Annotated in this window: 9 protein-coding genes; 5 read left to right on the forward strand and 4 right to left on the reverse strand. The window is 70.1% G+C overall.

Features of this window, described 5'->3' with window-relative positions:
* Nucleotides 1-4 precede the first annotated feature (4 nt).
* Together PQB87_RS06380 and PQB87_RS06385 are read right to left on the reverse strand one after the other, a co-directional pair.
* Complete coding sequence (locus tag PQB87_RS06380) at nucleotides 5-1,693, reverse strand: ABC transporter permease (RefSeq protein WP_489242695.1); 1,689 nt, start codon at nucleotides 1,691-1,693, stop codon at nucleotides 5-7.
* Complete coding sequence (locus PQB87_RS06385; RefSeq protein WP_489242696.1) at nucleotides 1,683-2,726, reverse strand: Fe(3+) ABC transporter substrate-binding protein; 1,044 nt, start codon at nucleotides 2,724-2,726, stop codon at nucleotides 1,683-1,685. The genes PQB87_RS06380 and PQB87_RS06385 overlap by 11 nt, the downstream gene beginning before the upstream one ends.
* Before the next feature lie 255 nt (nucleotides 2,727-2,981).
* On the opposite strand from PQB87_RS06385, the gene PQB87_RS06390 reads away from it, so the two are divergent.
* On the forward strand, nucleotides 2,982-3,143 hold the full coding sequence (locus tag PQB87_RS06390; RefSeq protein ID WP_006476417.1) for a hypothetical protein: 162 nt from the start codon (nucleotides 2,982-2,984) through the stop codon (nucleotides 3,141-3,143).
* Between the two features lie 148 nt (nucleotides 3,144-3,291).
* Here the strand turns inward: PQB87_RS06390 and PQB87_RS06395 are convergent, their stop codons facing one another.
* Together PQB87_RS06395 and PQB87_RS06400 are read right to left on the reverse strand one after the other, a co-directional pair.
* On the reverse strand, nucleotides 3,292-4,659 hold the full coding sequence (locus tag PQB87_RS06395; protein WP_489242697.1) for an amino acid permease: 1,368 nt from the start codon (nucleotides 4,657-4,659) through the stop codon (nucleotides 3,292-3,294).
* Between the two features lie 289 nt (nucleotides 4,660-4,948).
* Nucleotides 4,949-7,240 (reverse strand): FUSC family protein, encoded by a 2,292-nt coding sequence (locus PQB87_RS06400; protein WP_233343694.1) that lies wholly within the window; start codon nucleotides 7,238-7,240, stop codon nucleotides 4,949-4,951.
* 181 nt (nucleotides 7,241-7,421) lie between these two features.
* Between PQB87_RS06400 and recC the strand changes: the two genes are divergently transcribed.
* From recC to arfB, 4 genes are read left to right on the forward strand one after another with little or no spacing between them, the layout of a single operon-like run.
* Nucleotides 7,422-10,766, forward strand: a complete 3,345-nt coding sequence (recC, locus tag PQB87_RS06405) for an exodeoxyribonuclease V subunit gamma (protein WP_489242698.1) — start codon at nucleotides 7,422-7,424, stop codon at nucleotides 10,764-10,766.
* The gene (gene recB, locus PQB87_RS06410; RefSeq protein ID WP_489242699.1) at nucleotides 10,763-14,473 is read left to right on the forward strand and encodes an exodeoxyribonuclease V subunit beta; all 3,711 of its coding nucleotides are present in this window, start codon (nucleotides 10,763-10,765) and stop codon (nucleotides 14,471-14,473) included. The genes recC and recB overlap by 4 nt, the downstream gene beginning before the upstream one ends.
* Nucleotides 14,470-16,761 carry an AAA family ATPase gene (locus tag PQB87_RS06415; RefSeq protein ID WP_489242700.1) on the forward strand — a complete coding sequence of 764 codons (2,292 nt, stop codon included), beginning with the start codon at nucleotides 14,470-14,472 and terminating at the stop codon, nucleotides 16,759-16,761. The genes recB and PQB87_RS06415 overlap by 4 nt, the downstream gene beginning before the upstream one ends.
* Complete coding sequence (gene arfB, locus PQB87_RS06420; protein ID WP_021162067.1) at nucleotides 16,758-17,162, forward strand: alternative ribosome rescue aminoacyl-tRNA hydrolase ArfB; 405 nt, start codon at nucleotides 16,758-16,760, stop codon at nucleotides 17,160-17,162. Before PQB87_RS06415 ends, arfB begins: the two co-directional genes overlap by 4 nt.
* Nucleotides 17,163-17,207: the final 45 nt, after the last annotated feature.

A 17,207-nucleotide genomic window follows, 5' to 3' on the forward strand; every position in this document is an offset into this window, starting at 1 on the left:
GGTGTCAGGCTCCGATCTTGTGGCGGGTGCGGGCGAGCAGGATCACGGGCACGAGCCCGGCCAGCACGATCGCGAGGGCGGCGACCGCGCCTTCCTCGTAGGTGCCGCGCGCCGCTTCCGCATACAGCCAGGTGGCGAGCGTGTCGAAGTTCAGCGGACGCAGCAGCAGCGTCGCCGGCAGTTCCTTCATGGCGTCGACGAACACCAGCAGCGCGCTCGTGGTGAGCGCGGGCCGCAGCAGCGGCAGGTGCACGCGGCGCAGCGTACCGCCGGCCGTTTCGCCGAGCGAACGCGCCGCCTGTTCCAGCGACGGCGGGATGCGCGCGAGGCCTGCCTCGATGCTGCCGGCCGGGATCGCGAGAAAACGCACCGTGTAGGCGATCACGAGCGCGGCCGCCGAGCCCATCAGCAGCAGCCCGTCTCGGCCGAGTGCCGCGCCGAACAGGCGGTCGACCGCCGCGAACGGGATCAGCAGGCCGATCGCGAGCACGATGCCGGGCACCGCATAACCGAGGCTCGCGATTCTCGCGCACACGCGGGCCGGGCCCGCGCCTGCGCTGTCGCGTTGCGCGCGAGCGGCCCATGCGACGACGAGCCCGCACGCGAGTGTCGCGACGGTGGCGGCGGTGGCGATCGTCAGTGTGTTCGCGAGCCCCGTCATCAGTTTCGCGGACACGCCGCCGACGAGATGCAGCCGCTTGGTCGTCTCGACCGCGAGATACGCGGCCGGCGCGCCGAAGCCGAGCAGCACGGGCAGCCAGCCGAGCACGGCGGCGCCCCATGCGGCCGTGCCCGTCAGGCGGCGCGGCGCGATCGGCCGCATGCGCCGGCCATGCGCATAGCGCTGGCGGCGGCGCCCGTAGCGTTCGAGCACGATCATGCCCACGACGATCGCGAGCATCGCGAGCGCGATCTGTGCGGCGCCGGCAAGATCGGACCGCGTGATCCATGTCGTGTAGACGGATACCGTCAGCGTCTGCACGCCGAGGAATTCCGATGCGCCGATATCGTTCAGCGTTTCGAGCAGCGCGAGGCTCACGCCGACCGCGATCGCGGGCCGCGCGAGTGGCACGACGACGCGCCAGAACGTGGCGATGCGTCCCGCGCCGAGCGTGCGCGCGGCTTCGAGCAGGCTCGCGGACTGCGTGACGAACATCGCGCGCGTGCTCAGGTAAACATAGGGATACAGCACGAAACCGAGTACGAAGATCGCGCCGGGCAGCGAGCGCAGGTCGGGCAGGCGGAACTGGCGCGGGCTGTCGAAGCCGAGCAGCCAGCGGATCGCGCCCTGAACGGGGCCGATCGGGTGCAGCAGGTCGAGATACGCGAACGCGACGATGTAGGTGGGCACCGCAAGCGGCAGCAGCAGTGCCCATGTGAGCACGCGTCGGCCGGGAAAGTCGTATGCGGTGACGAGCCACGCGCAGCCGGTGCCGACGATCGACACGATCGTGCCGACGCCCGCGAGCAGCAGCAGCGTATTGACGAGCGCCTGCGGCAGCACGAATTCGGCGAGATGTCGCCAGTGCGCGAGATCGGCGTCGAACGCGGCGGCCACGAGCACCGCGAGCGGCGCCGCGACCGCCGCGGCGATCGCCAGCGCCGCGAGCAGCCACACGCTGCCCGCGCGCGGCAGCAGGCGCGGCCGGCACACCACGCGGCGCGCGCCGGCGGTGGTTGCGTCAGTTGTCAAAACCGACCCTGTCGACGAGCTGGCTCGCCTGCTTGCGATGCTTCGCGATGTCCGCCAGCGGCAGCGGGTCGATCTTCAGCGTGCCGAAGCCGGCGATCACCGGATCGAGTTTCACGTTCGCGCGCACCGGGTATTCGTAGTTCGCCTGCGCATACAGCGCCTGCGCTTCCGGCGACACGAGGTATTCGAGCAGCTTCACCGCGTTGGCCTTGTGCGGCGCGTGCTTCGCGACCGTCGCGCCGCTGATGTTGACGTGCGTGCCGCCGCTCTTCGCGTTCGCGAACGTCGGCCGCACGACCTTGATCGCATCGCCCCACTTGCGTGCGTCGCTGCCGGGCTCCGCATTCTTCATGTGGCCGACGTAGTAAGCATTCGCGAGGCCGACGTCGCAGATGCCGCCGAGGATGTCGCGTGCGACGTCGCGGTCGCCGCCCGTCGCCTTGCGCGCGAGGTTCGCCTTCACGCCGCGCAGCCACTTTTCGGTCGCGGCTTCGCCGTCGTGCGCGATCATCGCCGCGACGAGCGCCGTGTTGTACGGATGCTGGCCCGAGCGGATGCAGACCTTGCCCTTCCATTTCGGATCGGCGAGATCCTCGTAGCGGAACGCATCGACCTTCAGGTCCTTCTCGACGTACAGCACGCGATCGCGCAGCGACAGCGCGTACCAGTCGCCGTTCGCGCCGCGCAGGTTCGCGGGAATCGCGTCGTCGAGCGTCTTCGAGCGCACCGGCTGCGTGAGCCCGCCGTCGACGAGATCGAGCAGGTTGCCGACGTCGACCGTCATCAGCACGTCGGCCGGCGACTGCGCGCCTTCCGCCTTCACGCGCTCGAGCAGGCCGTCCTTCACGAACACCGTATTGACCTTGACGCCGCTCTGCTTCGTGAACGCTTCGATGAGCGGCTGGATCAGCTTCGGTTCGCGGGTGGTGTACAGGCTGACTTCCTCGGCCGCGTGGGCCGGCGGCGCGAAGGCAGCGGCGGCAAGGGCGAGGGCGCCGGCGAGCGGCAGCAGGCGGATGCGCGGATTCGACATGAAGACTCCGGAGGGGCAGGTGGACGAAGGGAGCGTTCCGGGGCGCGCCTGCCGCTCGATCGACCCGGAATATTACAAAATGAAAGACTCGGGATTCTAGATCGAAATGGGAACCGTTATCAAATGAAAGATAACGACGGGCAGGCGGAGGACGGGAAAGGGGAGCGGAAACAGGGAGCGGAAACGGGGCGTCGCGGGACGGGCGCAAGCGCGTAGAATGCCCGCTTCGATGAATTTGACGGAGTCGCCCCGACCATGAACGATCAGCGCAAGAAGAACCCAGTCCGCAACGTGAGCATCCTGATCGTCGTGGCCGTGCTGCTCGTGATCGGGACGATCCTGTACAACGCGATTTCGCAGAAGCACGCGTACGACGAAGCCCATCCGGCCGAGGCCGCGAGCGCCGCGTCGCACTGACGCGCCGATGCGCGGCCCGGCGGGCAGCGCACGTGGCGTCGATGTGAAGGGGATGAGTGCCCGGCTGCTGGTGCGGCGGATGCCGCGCGGGGCCGGGAACGAAGCGGGCGCCGGAACCGGCGCGCCGCGTACGCAGGTCAGCCGTGCGTCAACGTGACGCAGGCGCGAATTTCGGGCGGATCCGTGCGTAGAACACGGCCGCGAGCAGCGCGAGCCACGCCGCGCCGACATACAGCGCGACACGCGTGTCCTCGAACCAGCCGAGCATCACGATCACGAAGCCCATGAACGCGATCGTCAGGGCCGGCGCGACCGGCCACAACGGCACCTTGAACTTCAGCGCCGCGACTTCGGCGCTCGACAGCCGGCGGCGCATCGCGACCTGCGACAGCAGGATCATCAGCCAGACCCACACGGTCGCGAACGTCGCGATTGCCGCGACCATCAGGAACACGTCCTTCGGCATCAGGTAGTTGAGCAGCACGCCGGCGAGCAGCGCGACCGCCATCACGAGCACCGTGACCCACGGCACGCCGTGCCGCGACGTCGTCATCAGCAAGCGCGGTGCCTGGCCCTGGCGCGCCATCCCGAACATCATCCGGCCCGCGCCGAAGATGTCGCTGTTGATCGCGGAGATCGCCGCGCTGATCACGACCAGGTTGAGGATCGTCGCGGCCGGCTTCACGCCGAGCGCGGAGAAGATCTGCACGAACGGGCTGCCGTCGCTGCCGACACCCGTCCACGGGCTGATCGACATCAGCACGACCATCGTCAGCACGTAGAACAGCAGGATGCGCGCGGGCACCGCGTTGATCGCGCGCGGAATCACGCGTTCCGGATCCTTGGCTTCGCCGGCGCTCATCCCGATCACCTCGATCCCGCCGTACGCGAAGATCACGACCGACAGCGACGCGATCAGCCCGCCGACGCCGTTCGGGAGGAAGCCGCCATGGTTCCACAGGTTCGCGAACGTCGGCACGTCGGCCGAATGGCCGAAGTGCATGCCGGTCAGCAGGATCGCCACGCCGCCGCCGATCATCGCGACGATCGCGCCGACCTTGATGATCGACAGCCAGAACTCGAGTTCGCCGAACACCTTCACGTGGCACAGGTTCAGCCCGCAGATGATCGCGACGACGCCGAGCACCCAGATCCATTGCGGGACGTCCGGAAACCAGAAGCCCATGTAGATGCCGAACGCGGTGATGTCGGCGATCGCGACGATCACCATTTCGAGCGTGTAGGTCCAGCCGGTGACGAAGCCGGCAAACGGGCCGAGGTTCTCGGTCGCATAGTGGCCGAACGAGCCGGCGACGGGTTCGCGCACGGCCATCTCGCCGAGCGCGCGCATGACCATGTAGACGGCCGCGCCGCCCAGGATGTACGCCAGGATCACGGCCGGGCCCGCGAGCTGGATCGCGGACGCCGAACCGTAGAACAGGCCCGTGCCGATCGCCGAACCCAGCGCGAGAAAGCGGATGTGCCGCGCGCTCAGGTGGCGCTGCAAGTTTTTCATCGTGTCTCCGATATCGTTATGCGACGGACCGGGCGAGCGGGGCCGGTCCGATTGCGTCAAGTTGTATAGACAACTTGAATGTGAACGAATGATAACAAGCCGGGCCGGGTGACCGGAATCGGGTATTCCCTGACTGGCGCGACCGGCGCAACAGGGGATGGGCGGTCGCGCATGGAAGGCGCGGGCCGCCTGGAACGCTCGGGTCATGCTTCGGGGTCGCTGAATCGGGGAGCGCCGGTGGCCGATCCGCGGCATGCGCGGGCCGGCCACCGGCGGGGTAAAGCCGCGGTCAGGCGGGCAGGCGGATCACGCTCGCATCCTTGCGGATCAGCAGCGACGACGCGAGCATCTGCTTGCACTGATGTGCGAGTACCTTCAGGTCGTGCGTGAGCTCGGCACCCACCGCATCGGATTTCTCCGCGGACACGACCATCGCGTCGAGGTCGCGCGTGATCTGCTTCGACGCGTCGAGCTGATCGGCGGGCGGCGGCTCGCCGGCCTCGGCCTTCTCGAGATTGTCGAGCACGGCGGCGAGGCCGCGGTGCAGCGCGTCGTCGTGAAGGATGTTGCCGTCGGCTGCGCAGGCCGTGCGGATCAGCGGCGCGGCGGCCGTGATCTGCGCGCCGAGCACGTGGGTCTGCACGAGCAGGTCGTTCAGTTCCGGCACGAAGCGCTGGTGCGCCTTCGGCTCGATCATCATCCGCTGGAACGCCTGCCCGAGATTCGCGAACGCGATGTGTACGTCCTTGCGCGCGAGGCGGTAGCGGTAGTCGTCGTCGAGGGTCGTGGCCGGCGCCTCGATGGCCGCGGCGACGACCGGCACGACGGCCGCGCCGTCGGCGGCCGGCACGGCCGGCGGCGACACGCCGCGCCCGGCCCGCCACACGGCCTCGAAATACTTGCGGGTCGCGGTGAGCATGTCGGCCACCTGCTTGCCCATCAGCCGGTATTCCCAGTACGGGAACAGCCGGCTCGCGGCGATCGCGATCATGCAGCCGACCACGGTGTCGATTGCGCGCTCGCCGATGATCCGCATGCTGCCCGGCGCCAGCAGGTGGAACATCAGGAGCACGTACGACGACGTGAACACGACGCTCGCCGCGTAGTTGAACAGCAGCAGGCTGTAGCTCATCACCATCGACCCGAACATGATCGCGATCAGCAGGTGCGGCTCCTTCACCGTGTAGATCAGCGCGATGCTGGCCGCGCAGCCGATCAGCGTGCCGATGATCCGCTGTGCGTTGCGCTGCTTGGTGAGCGAGTAGCCGGGTTTCAGGATGATGATGGTCGTCATCACGATCCAGTACGCGTTCGTGAGCGGCAGCAGCCGGCCGAGCCAGAACCCGACCGCCACCGCGATCGTCACGCGCAGCGCGTGGCGGAAGCTCGGGGAACGCATGTTCAGGTTCGAGAAGATCAGGAGTGGCGACATCCGGCGGCGCTGCAGGAAGCGCGTGAGCGCCTTGTCGATCTTCAGTTCGGTTTGCTGCGGATCGGCGTGGCCTGACAGGTTGCGGCGCATCCGGTCGATCAGGCGCGTCGCGCTCCAGATGCGCCGGAACGTGGCGAGCACGGCCGCATACGCCTCCGCGTTGGTGGCCGGGAAGTTCTTCTTGCGCATCAGCTCGATCTCGTACTCGATCGCGCGCAGCTCGGCCTTCACGCTGATCCGCGAATGCGGGGCGCGGTTTTCGAGCACCGCGAGGCCGATCTCCTCGAGATCGGCGGCCGCCTTGCGGATCAGGTCGCGATAGAAGATGATCAGGTCCGAGCCGCCGAACGTGTTGCGCACCAGCGGGTAATCGGTGTGCGCGCCGACGAACAGCTCGTGCAGGTCGACACTGTTGATGAACAGGTTGTACATCGTCGTGCGGCCGGGATCGAGCTTGCCGCGGCGCAGTTTCGGCAGGTTGCGCAGCACGATGTCGCGCGCGGTTTCCTGGGTTTCGACCGCCGTGATCTGCTTGGCGACGAGATTGCGGTAGCACTCGTCGAGATCGGCATCGAGGTCGTAGAACTGCGCGCGCGCGAGCAGGTAGTCGGCGCAGGCGAACAGGCTCTCGGCCAGCGCCTGCTGCTCGATCCGGCGCGCCTGCCATCGCGACACGAACGTGGCCCAGTACGTGTACCAGAGGCCGCCCGCGAGAATCCAGCCGGCGTTGATGAACGCCTGCAGCGGCGTGAACTTCTCCTCGAGCGTCATCACCATCATGAACAGTGTCGCGAAGCTGATCTGCGGCCAGCGGTTGCCGTAGACGACGATCAGCGACAGCACGAAGGTGAGCGGCACGATGGTGAGCCACAGCACGAAGATGTTCGGTGTGGCAAGGCCGGTCGCGAGCGCGGCCAGAAAGCCGATCACGCTGCACGCGAGCATTTCGTTGTGCTTGTACTTGAGCGGGCCCGGCATGTCGACGACGCAGGCGCCGAGCGCGCCGGTCGAGATCGTGAAGCCGAGCTCGCGGTTGTGAAACACGATCAGGCACAGCACGGCCGGCAGCGAAACGCCGACCGCGATCCGCAGGCCGCCGAAAAAGTACTGGCTGTAGAAAAACTTTCTGATTTCGACCGAATAGCGCATCGATGGACTGAATGGCTGACGAAGACGCCCGGGGCGGCGTATTGACTGGCGACGAGTCTATCGTATTTCGCGGTCCGCAAAACCTGGCTTTCCGGCCGAGGTTCGCGGAGGCGGTCCATTTGCTATCCTTGGTGATCCTGTTCGCCCGGCCCTGCCCGCGCGAGGTTCCGACGCCTGCTTCATGCTCCATCTCTTCTATTCGAACCGTCACGAAACGCTGGCCGACGCGCTGCTCGAGGATCTGGCCGCGTTCCCGGCCCGCAACGGCCCGTGGGCGCCGCAACAGGTCATCGTGCCGAGCGCGGCGCTGCGCCGTCGCCTCGAGCTCGACATCGCCGCGCGCAACGGCGTATGCGCGAACGTCGAGTTCACGTATCTCGCGCAATGGCTGTGGGCGCAGATCGGCCGCGTGCTGACGGTGCCCGCGCGTTCGCCGTTCGCACCCGACCGCCTCGTGTGGCGCTGCTACCGGCTGTTCGCGCAGGCATCCGACGGTGCGCCGTGGCTCGCGTCGCCGCGGCTGGCCGCGTATCTGTCCGCGTCCGACGATGCGATGCGCTACGAGCTTGCCCATCGCGTCGCGGCCGTGCTCGACCATTACCTGACCTATCGTCCCGAGTGGCTCGCCGCGTGGCAGGCCGGCGAGTCCGTGCTCGCGGGCGACGGCGCGCCGCGCGGGATCAGCGACGCCGCGCGCGACGACGAGCGCTGGCAGGCCGCGCTGTGGCGCGCGCTGCTCGCCGAGCTGAGCGACAGCGGCACGCCACCGGCGCACCGCTTCCTCGTCGAGGCGCGCCATCTCGATGCCGAAACCGTCGCGCGCGCACGCACGCACTGGCCGGAATCGGTCAGCGTGTTCGCGCTGCCGACGATGCCGCCGCTGCACGTCGCGTTGCTGCGCGAGCTGTCGCGCTGGATCGACGTGCGCGTCTATGCGCTGAACCCGTGCCGCGAATTCTGGTTCGACATCGTGACCGCCGCGCATGCCGAGGCGCTCGACGCGGCCGGGCGGCTCGACTACCAGGAGGTCGGCCATCCGCTGCTCGCCGAATGGGGCAGGCAGACCCAGGCGCAGCTGCACATGCTGCACGAACTGACCGAAAGCGCCGCGTCGGGCGACGCGTCGCGTTTCGTCGAGAATCCCGCGCCGACGTGGCTCGCGCGTGTGCAGAACGCGATCCTCGAGCTGCGGCCCGAGGCCGAAGCCGACGATGCCCCGGCCGAGCGCGGCATCGAGGTGCACGTGTGCCACAGCCTCGCGCGCCAGCTCGAGGTGCTGCACGACCGGCTGCTCGCATGGTTCGACGCCGACGCGAGCCTGCAGCCGTCCGACGTGCTCGTCGCGGTCGCCGATCTCGCGGCGGCCGGCCCGCTGATCGATGCGGTGTTCGGCACGGCCGGCAGTGGCGGTGCGCGCGTGCCTTACCGGATCACCGGCCTGCCGCCTTCGCAGGCGAACCCGGTCGCGCGCGTGCTGCTCGACTGGCTCGCGTTGCCGGAGCGGCAGGTCGGTGCGCCCGAGCTGGTCGAATGGCTGCGCGTCGACGCGGTGGCGGCACGCTACGGCATCGACGCGACGGCGCTCGAGACGGTGCAGACCTGGCTCGCGGCCGCCGGCGCGCGGCGCGGGCTGTCGCCGCTCGCGAGCGACGATGCGGCCGTGCCGTCGCCGCGTCATACGTTCTCCGATGCGCTCGCGCGGCTCTTTCTCGGTTATGCGATGCCGGAAGGCGCGGCACCGGTCGGCGCATGGCTGCCGATCGAGGCGGCCACCGGCAGCGAGGCCGAACTGCTCGGCCGGCTCGCACGTTTCACCGACGATCTCGACGGTTTCGCGCGGCGGCTGGCCGAATCGCATACGCCGCACGGCTGGAGCGAACTGTTCGCCGACACGCTTGCGCGTTTCTTCGATTCGGGCGCCGCGTATGCGGATGCGCTCGCGGGCGTGCGCGACGCGCTCGACGCGATGCTGGCCGCGATGACGGAGGGGGCGCCCGACGAAGCGCTGCCGGCGGCCGTCGTCCGGGCCGGGCTGGCCGCCGCGCTCGACGATCCGGCGCGCGGCGGGGTGCCGTGGGGCGGCGTCACGTTCTCGTCGCTGACGAGCCTGCGCGGGCTGCCGTATCGCATCGTCTGCCTGCTCGGGATGGACGATGGCGTGCTGCCGAGCCTCGCGCGCGCGGACGAATTCGACCTGATGGCCGTGTTGCCGAAGCTCGGCGATCGCCAGCGCCGCGACGACGAGCGCAACCTGTTTCTCGACCTGCTGCTCGCCGCACGCGACCGGTTGCTGATTGCCTATACGGGCCGCAGCATTCGCGACAACGCGCCGTTGCCGCCCGCGGCGCTCGTCGACGAATTGCTCGACCATCTCGCGCTCGTCACGGCGGGCCCCGACGCCGCGCCGGACGCGGTCGATGCCGCGCGGCGCGCGTTCATCGTCGAGCATCCGCTGCAACCGTTCGCGGCCGCGTATTTCCAGCCCGGCAGCGCGCTTGTTTCCTATGACGCCGAGCGGGCGACGCTCGCGTCGCTGCTCGCCGCCGAAGCGTCGCGCGACGGCCCGCGCGAATTGCCGTTCTTCGCGCAGCCGCTGCCGGCCGAACCGGTCGAGCCTGTCGCATTCAGCGAATTCGAACGCTTCTGGCGCCATCCGGCGCGCGCGTTGCTGCGCGGCCGGCTCGGCATCGTGCTTGCCGACGCGCAGGCCGAACTGCTCGATACGGAACCGTTCGCGCTCGACTTCGCCGGCAGCGATGCGCTCGCCGAGCGCGTGCTGCCGCTGCTGATCGAATCGGACGAGGGCGGCGTGCACGATCATGCGCTGCGCATCGCGGACGCGAGCCCCGAACTGCCGGGCGGCGCGACAGGCGCCGTGTGGCGCGACCAGGCGCTCGGCTCGATGACGCAACTGGCATCGAACGTGCGTCGTGCGCTGGCCGACGGGATGGAGCGGCGGTCGTTCTCGCTCACCGTCGTGCCCGCGTGGCCCGACACCGAACAGACGCTGTTCGGCGCGCACGACGCGCTGCTGTCGGGCGACGCGGTGAGCGCACCGCTTGAACTGCACGGCACGCTGAACCGGCTGACGCAGGCCGGGCAGATCATCTACCGTTATGCGAGGCCGAGTGCGCGCGACTACCTGTCCGCGTGGCTTGCGCATCTCGTCTACTGCGCGATCGAGCCCGGCGGCCCGCGCCGCACGCTGTGGTTCGGCAGCGGCGGCGCATTCGAGCTGACGCCTGTCGCCGCGCCGCTCGAGCAGCTCGCACCGCTTGCCGCGCTGTTTCGCGCGGGGCGGCGCATGCCGCTGCGGTTTTTCCCGCGCAGCGCATGGGCGCGGGTGTCCGACGGCGAGGCCAAGGCCGCGAGTGTCTGGATCAACGAACGGGTCGTGAGCGAAGCCGACGATCCGGCCATCGCGATCGCATGGCGCGGCGCGCATGCGTCGCTCGACGAGCCGTTCGCCACGCTCGCGCGGCTCGTGTTCGATCCGCTCGTCGAGCATCTGAAGGAGGTCGCATGAGCGCCGTGTCGCAGCCGCAGCAGGCGCTCGAACTCGACGTGTTCGCGTGTCCGCTCGATGGCGTCAACCAGATCGAGGCATCGGCCGGCACCGGCAAGACCTGGAACATCTGCGCGCTCTATGTGCGCCTGCTGCTGGAAAAGGATCTCGGCGCAGACGAAATCCTCGTCGTGACCTTCACGAAGGCGGCGACCGCGGAGCTGCACGAGCGGATTCGCGGCCGGCTCGCGCAGCTTGCGCATGCGCTCGACACGGGTGACGACGGCGGCGATCCGTTCATCGAGCGCCTGCTCGAGACGACGCTCGGCGAAGGTGGCGAGCTCGATCCCGAAACGGCCGCGAAGCGGATCCGGCGTGCGTTGCGCGCGTTCGACCAGGCGGCCATCCATACGATCCACGCGTTCTGCCAGCGTGCGCTGCAGGAAGCGCCGTTCGCGGCCGCGATGCCGTTCGCGTTCGACATGGAGGCCGACGATGCGTCGCTGCGCTTCGAACTCGCGGCGGATTTCTGGCGCACGCGCGTCGAACCGGCGGCCGCGCGCTGGCCGGGTTTCGCGACCTGGCTCGTCGAATCGGGCGCCGGGCCGGCCGCGCTCGATGCGCAGCTCGCGCGCCGGCTGAAGAAGCCGCTCGCCGCGCTGCGCTGGGACGGCGTGACCGAGCCCGACGAATCGGCCGAGGCCGCCGCGGCCGAATGTTTCGCGGAGGCCGGGCGGATGTGGGCGGCCGAGCGCGAAGCAATCGATGCGTTGCTGCGCGCCGCGCAGCCCGCGCTCAACCAGCGTTCGCACAAACCCGAAGCGGTTGCCGATGCGCTCGCCGCATGGGCCGCGCATTTCGCGCAAGGCGACGCGACGGCTGCGCTGCCGAAGGCCGCGCTGAAGCTCACGCGCACCGCGCTCGTGAAGGCGACGAAAAAAGGCGGCGCGACGCCCGAACACGCGTTCTTCGACGTGGCGGACGCGCTCGAGGCGGCCGTGGCGGCGGCTGAAGCCGCGCAGCGCGCGCGCTGGCTCGCGCTGATCGCCGAATGGCTCGACATGGCGCCGGGCGAGCTGGCCGAGCGCAAGCGCACGCGGCGCATCGTGTCGTTCGACGATCTGCTGGCGAACCTGTACCACGCGCTGCATGCGCATCCGTGGCTCGCCGAGACGCTGCGCGCGCGCTATCCGGCCGCGCTGATCGACGAGTTCCAGGATACCGACCCGCTGCAGTTCGCGATCTTCGACCGGATCTTCGCGCCGGGCGGCCCGTTATTCCTCGTCGGCGATCCGAAACAGGCGATCTACAGCTTCCGCGCGGCCGATCTGCATACCTATCTGGCGGCGCGCGCGCGGGCGAGCGCGTGCTACACGCTCGCGGTCAACCAGCGTTCGACGCCCGCGATCGTCGATGCGTGCAACCGCTTTTTCATGTCGAATCCGCGCGCGTTCGTGCTCGACGGGCTCGACTATTACGCGGTGCGTGCCGGCACGCGCGTGCGCGCGCCGTTCGTCGACGAAACCGATCCGGGCCCGTCCGGCGACTTCCGGGTGTGGGCGTTGCCTGGCGGTGAAGGCACGTTGCTCAAGCGTGATGCGCAGGCACAGGCCGCGCAGGCCTGTGCCGCCGAGATTGCCCGGCTGATGCGGGGCGCGCGCGAAGGGCGCGTGCGGCTCGGCGAGTCGCCGCTGTCGCCAGGAGATATCGCGGTGCTCGTGCAGACGCACCGGCAGGGCAGTCTCGTGAAGCGCGTGCTGGCCACGTGGGGCATCGGCAGCGTGGAACTGGCGCAGGCCTCGGTGTTCTCGACCGGCGACGCGGAGCAGCTTGAACGCGTGCTGGCGGCGATCGATGCGCCGGGCGACCTGCGGCGGCTGCGCGCCGCGCTCGCAGCCGACTGGTTCGGCCTCGATGCCGGCGCACTGTGGCGGATGGAGCAGGGCGACGGTGATGCGTCACACGAAGCGTCCGCGGCCGACAGTGCCGACGCGATGAGCTGGGTCGAGCGCTTCTCGCGGTACCGGCTGCTGTGGCGCGAACGCGGTTTCGCGGTGATGTGGCGCACGTTCACGCGCGAATTGCGGATCGCCGAGCGGCTGATGGCCGGCGCGGACGGCGAGCGTCGCGTGACCGACATCAACCATCTGGCCGAACTGACGCAGGCACGCGCGTCCGCGCAGCCGGGCATCGCGCCGACGCTGCGCTGGCTTGCCGCGCAACGGCTCGACGGCGGCGGCGAGGAAGCGCAGTTGCGGCTCGAATCCGATCGCAACCTCGTGCAGATCGTCACCGTGCACAAGTCGAAAGGCCTCGAATACGCGATCGTGTTCTGTCCGTTCCTGAACGACGGCGGGTTGCGCGAGCCGCCCGCGTCCGCGTTGCCCGATGCGCGCGAATACCACGACGATGCGGGCGACGCGGTGCTGCATTACGGGTGCGACGACGAGGCGGCCGCACACGCGGCGCGGCAAGCGCTGCGCGAGCAGGCCGCGGAACGCGCGCGGCTCGTCTACGTGGCGCTCACGCGTGCGGTCTATCGCTGCTACGTCGTCGCCGGGCCGTACCTGTCGTCGCGCTCGACGCGCGAGGCGCGACGCAGCGTGCTCAACTGGCTCGTCGCCGGCGCGGGCCAGGCGTTCGATGCGTGGCTCGACGAGCCGCCCGACGAAGCCGCGCTCGATACGGCGTGGCACGCGCTCGCGGGCGGCCCCGTGAGCGTCGCGCCGCTGCCGGCGCCAGCTCGCCCCGAGCGTCTGGCGGCCGGGCACGACGCGTCGCAGACGCTCGCGGCGCGCCATGCGACGCGCGTGCTGCGCGATGCCTGGCGGATGGCCAGCTTCAGTTCGCTGACCGCGTCGATGGCGCGCGAGGAGGCGGGCGTCGCGGCCGTGCCGGATGACGAACTGCGGCCCGACCACGATGCGCTTGCCGCGGTTGCGCCGGATGCCGAGTGGCTGTTGGCCGATACGGTTGCGCCCGAACCGCCGGACGACGACATCCTCGTGTTCCCGCGCGGCGCGGCGGCCGGCGAGTGCCTGCACCGCCTGTTCGAGCTCAGCCGGTTCACGGAGCCCGAGTCGTGGCCGAAGGCCGCGCTCGGTGCGCTGCACGACCGGCCGGTCGAGGCCGGGCCCGAACTCGCGACACGTCTGCCGGCGATGATGGTGCAGCTGGTCGATGACGTCGTGCACACCGAGCTCGTGCCGGGCATGCGGCTCGTCGATCTCGATCCCGCGAAGCGGCTCGACGAAATGGGGTTCCTGTTCCCGGCGCCGTCGCTCGACCTGATGGCGCTACGCCGCCTGCTGGTCGCGCACGGCTACCCGGACGTTGCACTGGAGGCGGGCATGCTCGCCGGTTTCATCAAGGGTTTCATCGACATGATCGTCGAACACGACGGCCGCTTCTGGATCGTCGACTGGAAGTCGAACCATCTCGGCACGACGCCGGACGCCTATGGCCCGCGCGCGCTCGACGTCGCGATGGCCGACCACGCGTATCACCTGCAGGCGCTGCTCTATACGGTCGCGCTGCATCGCTACCTGCGCGGGCGGCTGCCCGATTACGACTACGACACGCATGTCGCGGGCTACCTGTACCTGTTCGTGCGGGGTGTGCGGCTCGGCTGGCGCAGCGGCGGCGAGCCGGCCGGCGTGCATGCGCGGCGGCCCGCGCGCGCGCTTGTCGACGCACTCGACCGGATGATGGAAGGGGGCCGCGCATGAACGAGCAGGACGATACGCTCGAATTCACCGGCGGCCTCGTCGCGCGGCTGCCCGAGCCCGCCGATTTCGGCATCGCGCTCGCGGAAGGTTTCGCGCGGCGGATCGGCGATCTCGCTCGCCGCGCCGGCGCACCGGCCGCGGCCGCGCGCTGGGCGGCGCGCGCCGCGTTCGCGACGAGTCGTGCGACCGCGGGCGGCCACGTGTGCGTTGCGCTCGGCGCGCTCGCGCAGCGCTACGAAACACCGCTCGACGAGGTTCGCGCGGCGCTCGCCGCGAGCGGCGTGGTCGCGTTCGGCACGCTCGCGCGTGGCGACGAGCGGCCGCTGATCGTCGACCGCCACGACCACCTGTACCTGTCGCGCTATTTCGACTACGAACGGCGGCTCGCCGATGCGCTCGTCGCGCAGGCCGGTGCGACCATGCCGGACGAAGGTCTTGCGCCCGACCGGTTGCGCGACAGTCTCGCGCGTTACTTCGGGCCGGCGAACGGCGAAGTCGACTGGCAGCGCGTCGCGGCGATCGTCGCGCTGACCGGCCGCGTGACGATCGTCAGCGGTGGCCCGGGCACGGGCAAGACGACGACCGTCGTCGGCGTGCTGGCCTGTCTGCTCGATGCGCATCCGGGGCTGCGCGTCGCGCTGGCCGCGCCGACCGGCAAGGCCGCGCAGCGGATGCAGGAAGCACTGCATGCGCGGGCCGGCGACCTGCCGCCCGAACTCGCGGCGCGCCTGCCCGATACGTCGTACACGCTGCACCGGCTGCTGGGCGGCGGCGGGGCGGCCGGTTTCCGGCATCATCGCGACAATCCGCTGCCGTACGACCTGATCGTCGTCGACGAGGCATCGATGATCGACGTCGCGCTCGCCGCGCATCTGCTCGATGCGCTCGCGCCGGGCGCGCGGCTCGTGCTGCTCGGCGACAAGGATCAACTGGCCGCGGTCGAGGCGGGTGCCGTATTTGCGGAGCTGAGCGCGCGACCGGCGTTTACCGCCGCGGCGCGCACGCGCATCGCGCAGGCGCTCGGCATCGACGAGGCGGCATTCGTCGCGGCGTTGCCGGTGCAGGACGAGGCCGCGACCGTAGCCGCGGCCGTTCCCGCCGGGCATCCGGTTTCCGCCGCGGCCCGTGCCCCGGCGCCGCCATCGGCGCTTGCCGCTACACGCAAGCCGGCGTCGCGACGGAAGGCCGATGCGAGACAGGCATCACTCTTCGACGACGAACCGCAGGATGACGAAGTTTCGTCGTCCAACGTCGCGCCGCCGCCGGCCGAAACCGGTGAAGCTGGCGATGCAGGCGAGGCCTCCGCATGGATCGAGGTCGACGAACTGGCGTGGCTCGACGCCGTCGAGCTGCCGCCGTTCGACGCAGGCGACGTGGCGCTTGCGTCGGTCAAATCGAACCCGCCGGGCGAACCCGCCGCCGCGTCCGCCGCACCCACGCCCGCACCCGCGCCGCTCGCCGACTGCGTCGTCTGGCTCGAACGCAACTACCGCTTCGGCCTCGATTCGCCGATCGGGCGGCTGTCGCTCGCGATCCGCAGCGGCGACGTGCAGGCCGCGCTCGACGCGCTGCCCGCCGACGATTCGGCGGCCGCGTCTTTCCATGACGATGCGGGCGAGTCGCTCGCGACGTCGACGCTCGAGCGGCTCGCGCGGCGGTTCGGTGCTTACCTCGACGCGTTGCGCGACGTGCTGGCCGCGCCGGTGCCCGATCCGCTGCCGCTGTTCGACGCGCTCAACCGGTTCCGGATCCTGTGCGCGACCCGCAGCGGCTTGCGCGGCGCGGAGCACGTCAATGCGCTCGTGGCCGCGCACGTGCGCCACGCGGCGCGCGTGCCGCTGGCGGTCGGCGCGCACTGGTTCACGGGGCGGCCGATCATGGTGACGCGCAACGACTACGCGCTCGGGCTGTTCAACGGCGACATCGGCATTGCGCTGCCCGACGCGCACGGCGTGCTGCGCGTGTGGTTCCGGCGTGCGGACGGCACCGCGCGCGCGGTGTCGCCGGCCGCGCTGCCGCCGCACGAAACCGCGTTCGCGCTGACGGTCCACAAATCGCAGGGCTCGGAATTCGACGAAGCCGCGCTCGTGCTGCCGGCATCGTTCGGCCGTGTGCTCACGCGCGAACTCGTCTATACGGCTGTCACGCGTGCCCGCACGCGCGTGCAGGTGATCGGGCCGCGGCGCGTGCTGGCGCAGGCGGTCGCGACGCGCACGCAGCGCGATTCGGGGCTCGCGGCACGCGTCGACGAGGCGCTTGCACGGCGCCGCATGGAGGCGTCGCGATGATGATCCGCTATACGCTCGATCCGGCCGAGGTCGAATGGACGGCCGTGCGCGCGCAAGGCGCCGGCGGGCAGAACGTGAACAAGGTGTCGAGCGCGATCCACCTGCGCTTCGACATCCGTGCGTCGTCGTTGCCGCCTGTCATCAAGGAGCGGCTTCTCGCGCTGTCCGACCAGCGCATCACGCGCGACGGCATCGTCGTGATCAAGTCGCAGGAATACCGCACCCAGGAGAAAAACCGCGAGGCCGCGCTGGCGCGCCTCGATGCATTGATCGCCGGCGTTGCGTTCACGCCGCGCGCACGGGTCGCCACGCGGCCGACGCGCGCGTCGAAGGAGCGGCGGCTCGAGCACAAGTCGCGCCGCAGCGCGGTGAAGTCGGGAAGAGGGAAGGTGATCGACTGACGAATGGTCGGGCGGACGAACCGCGGGTGCGGCGGTCGGGCGTTC

Source organism: Burkholderia sp. KL41 (assembly GCF_057005415.2).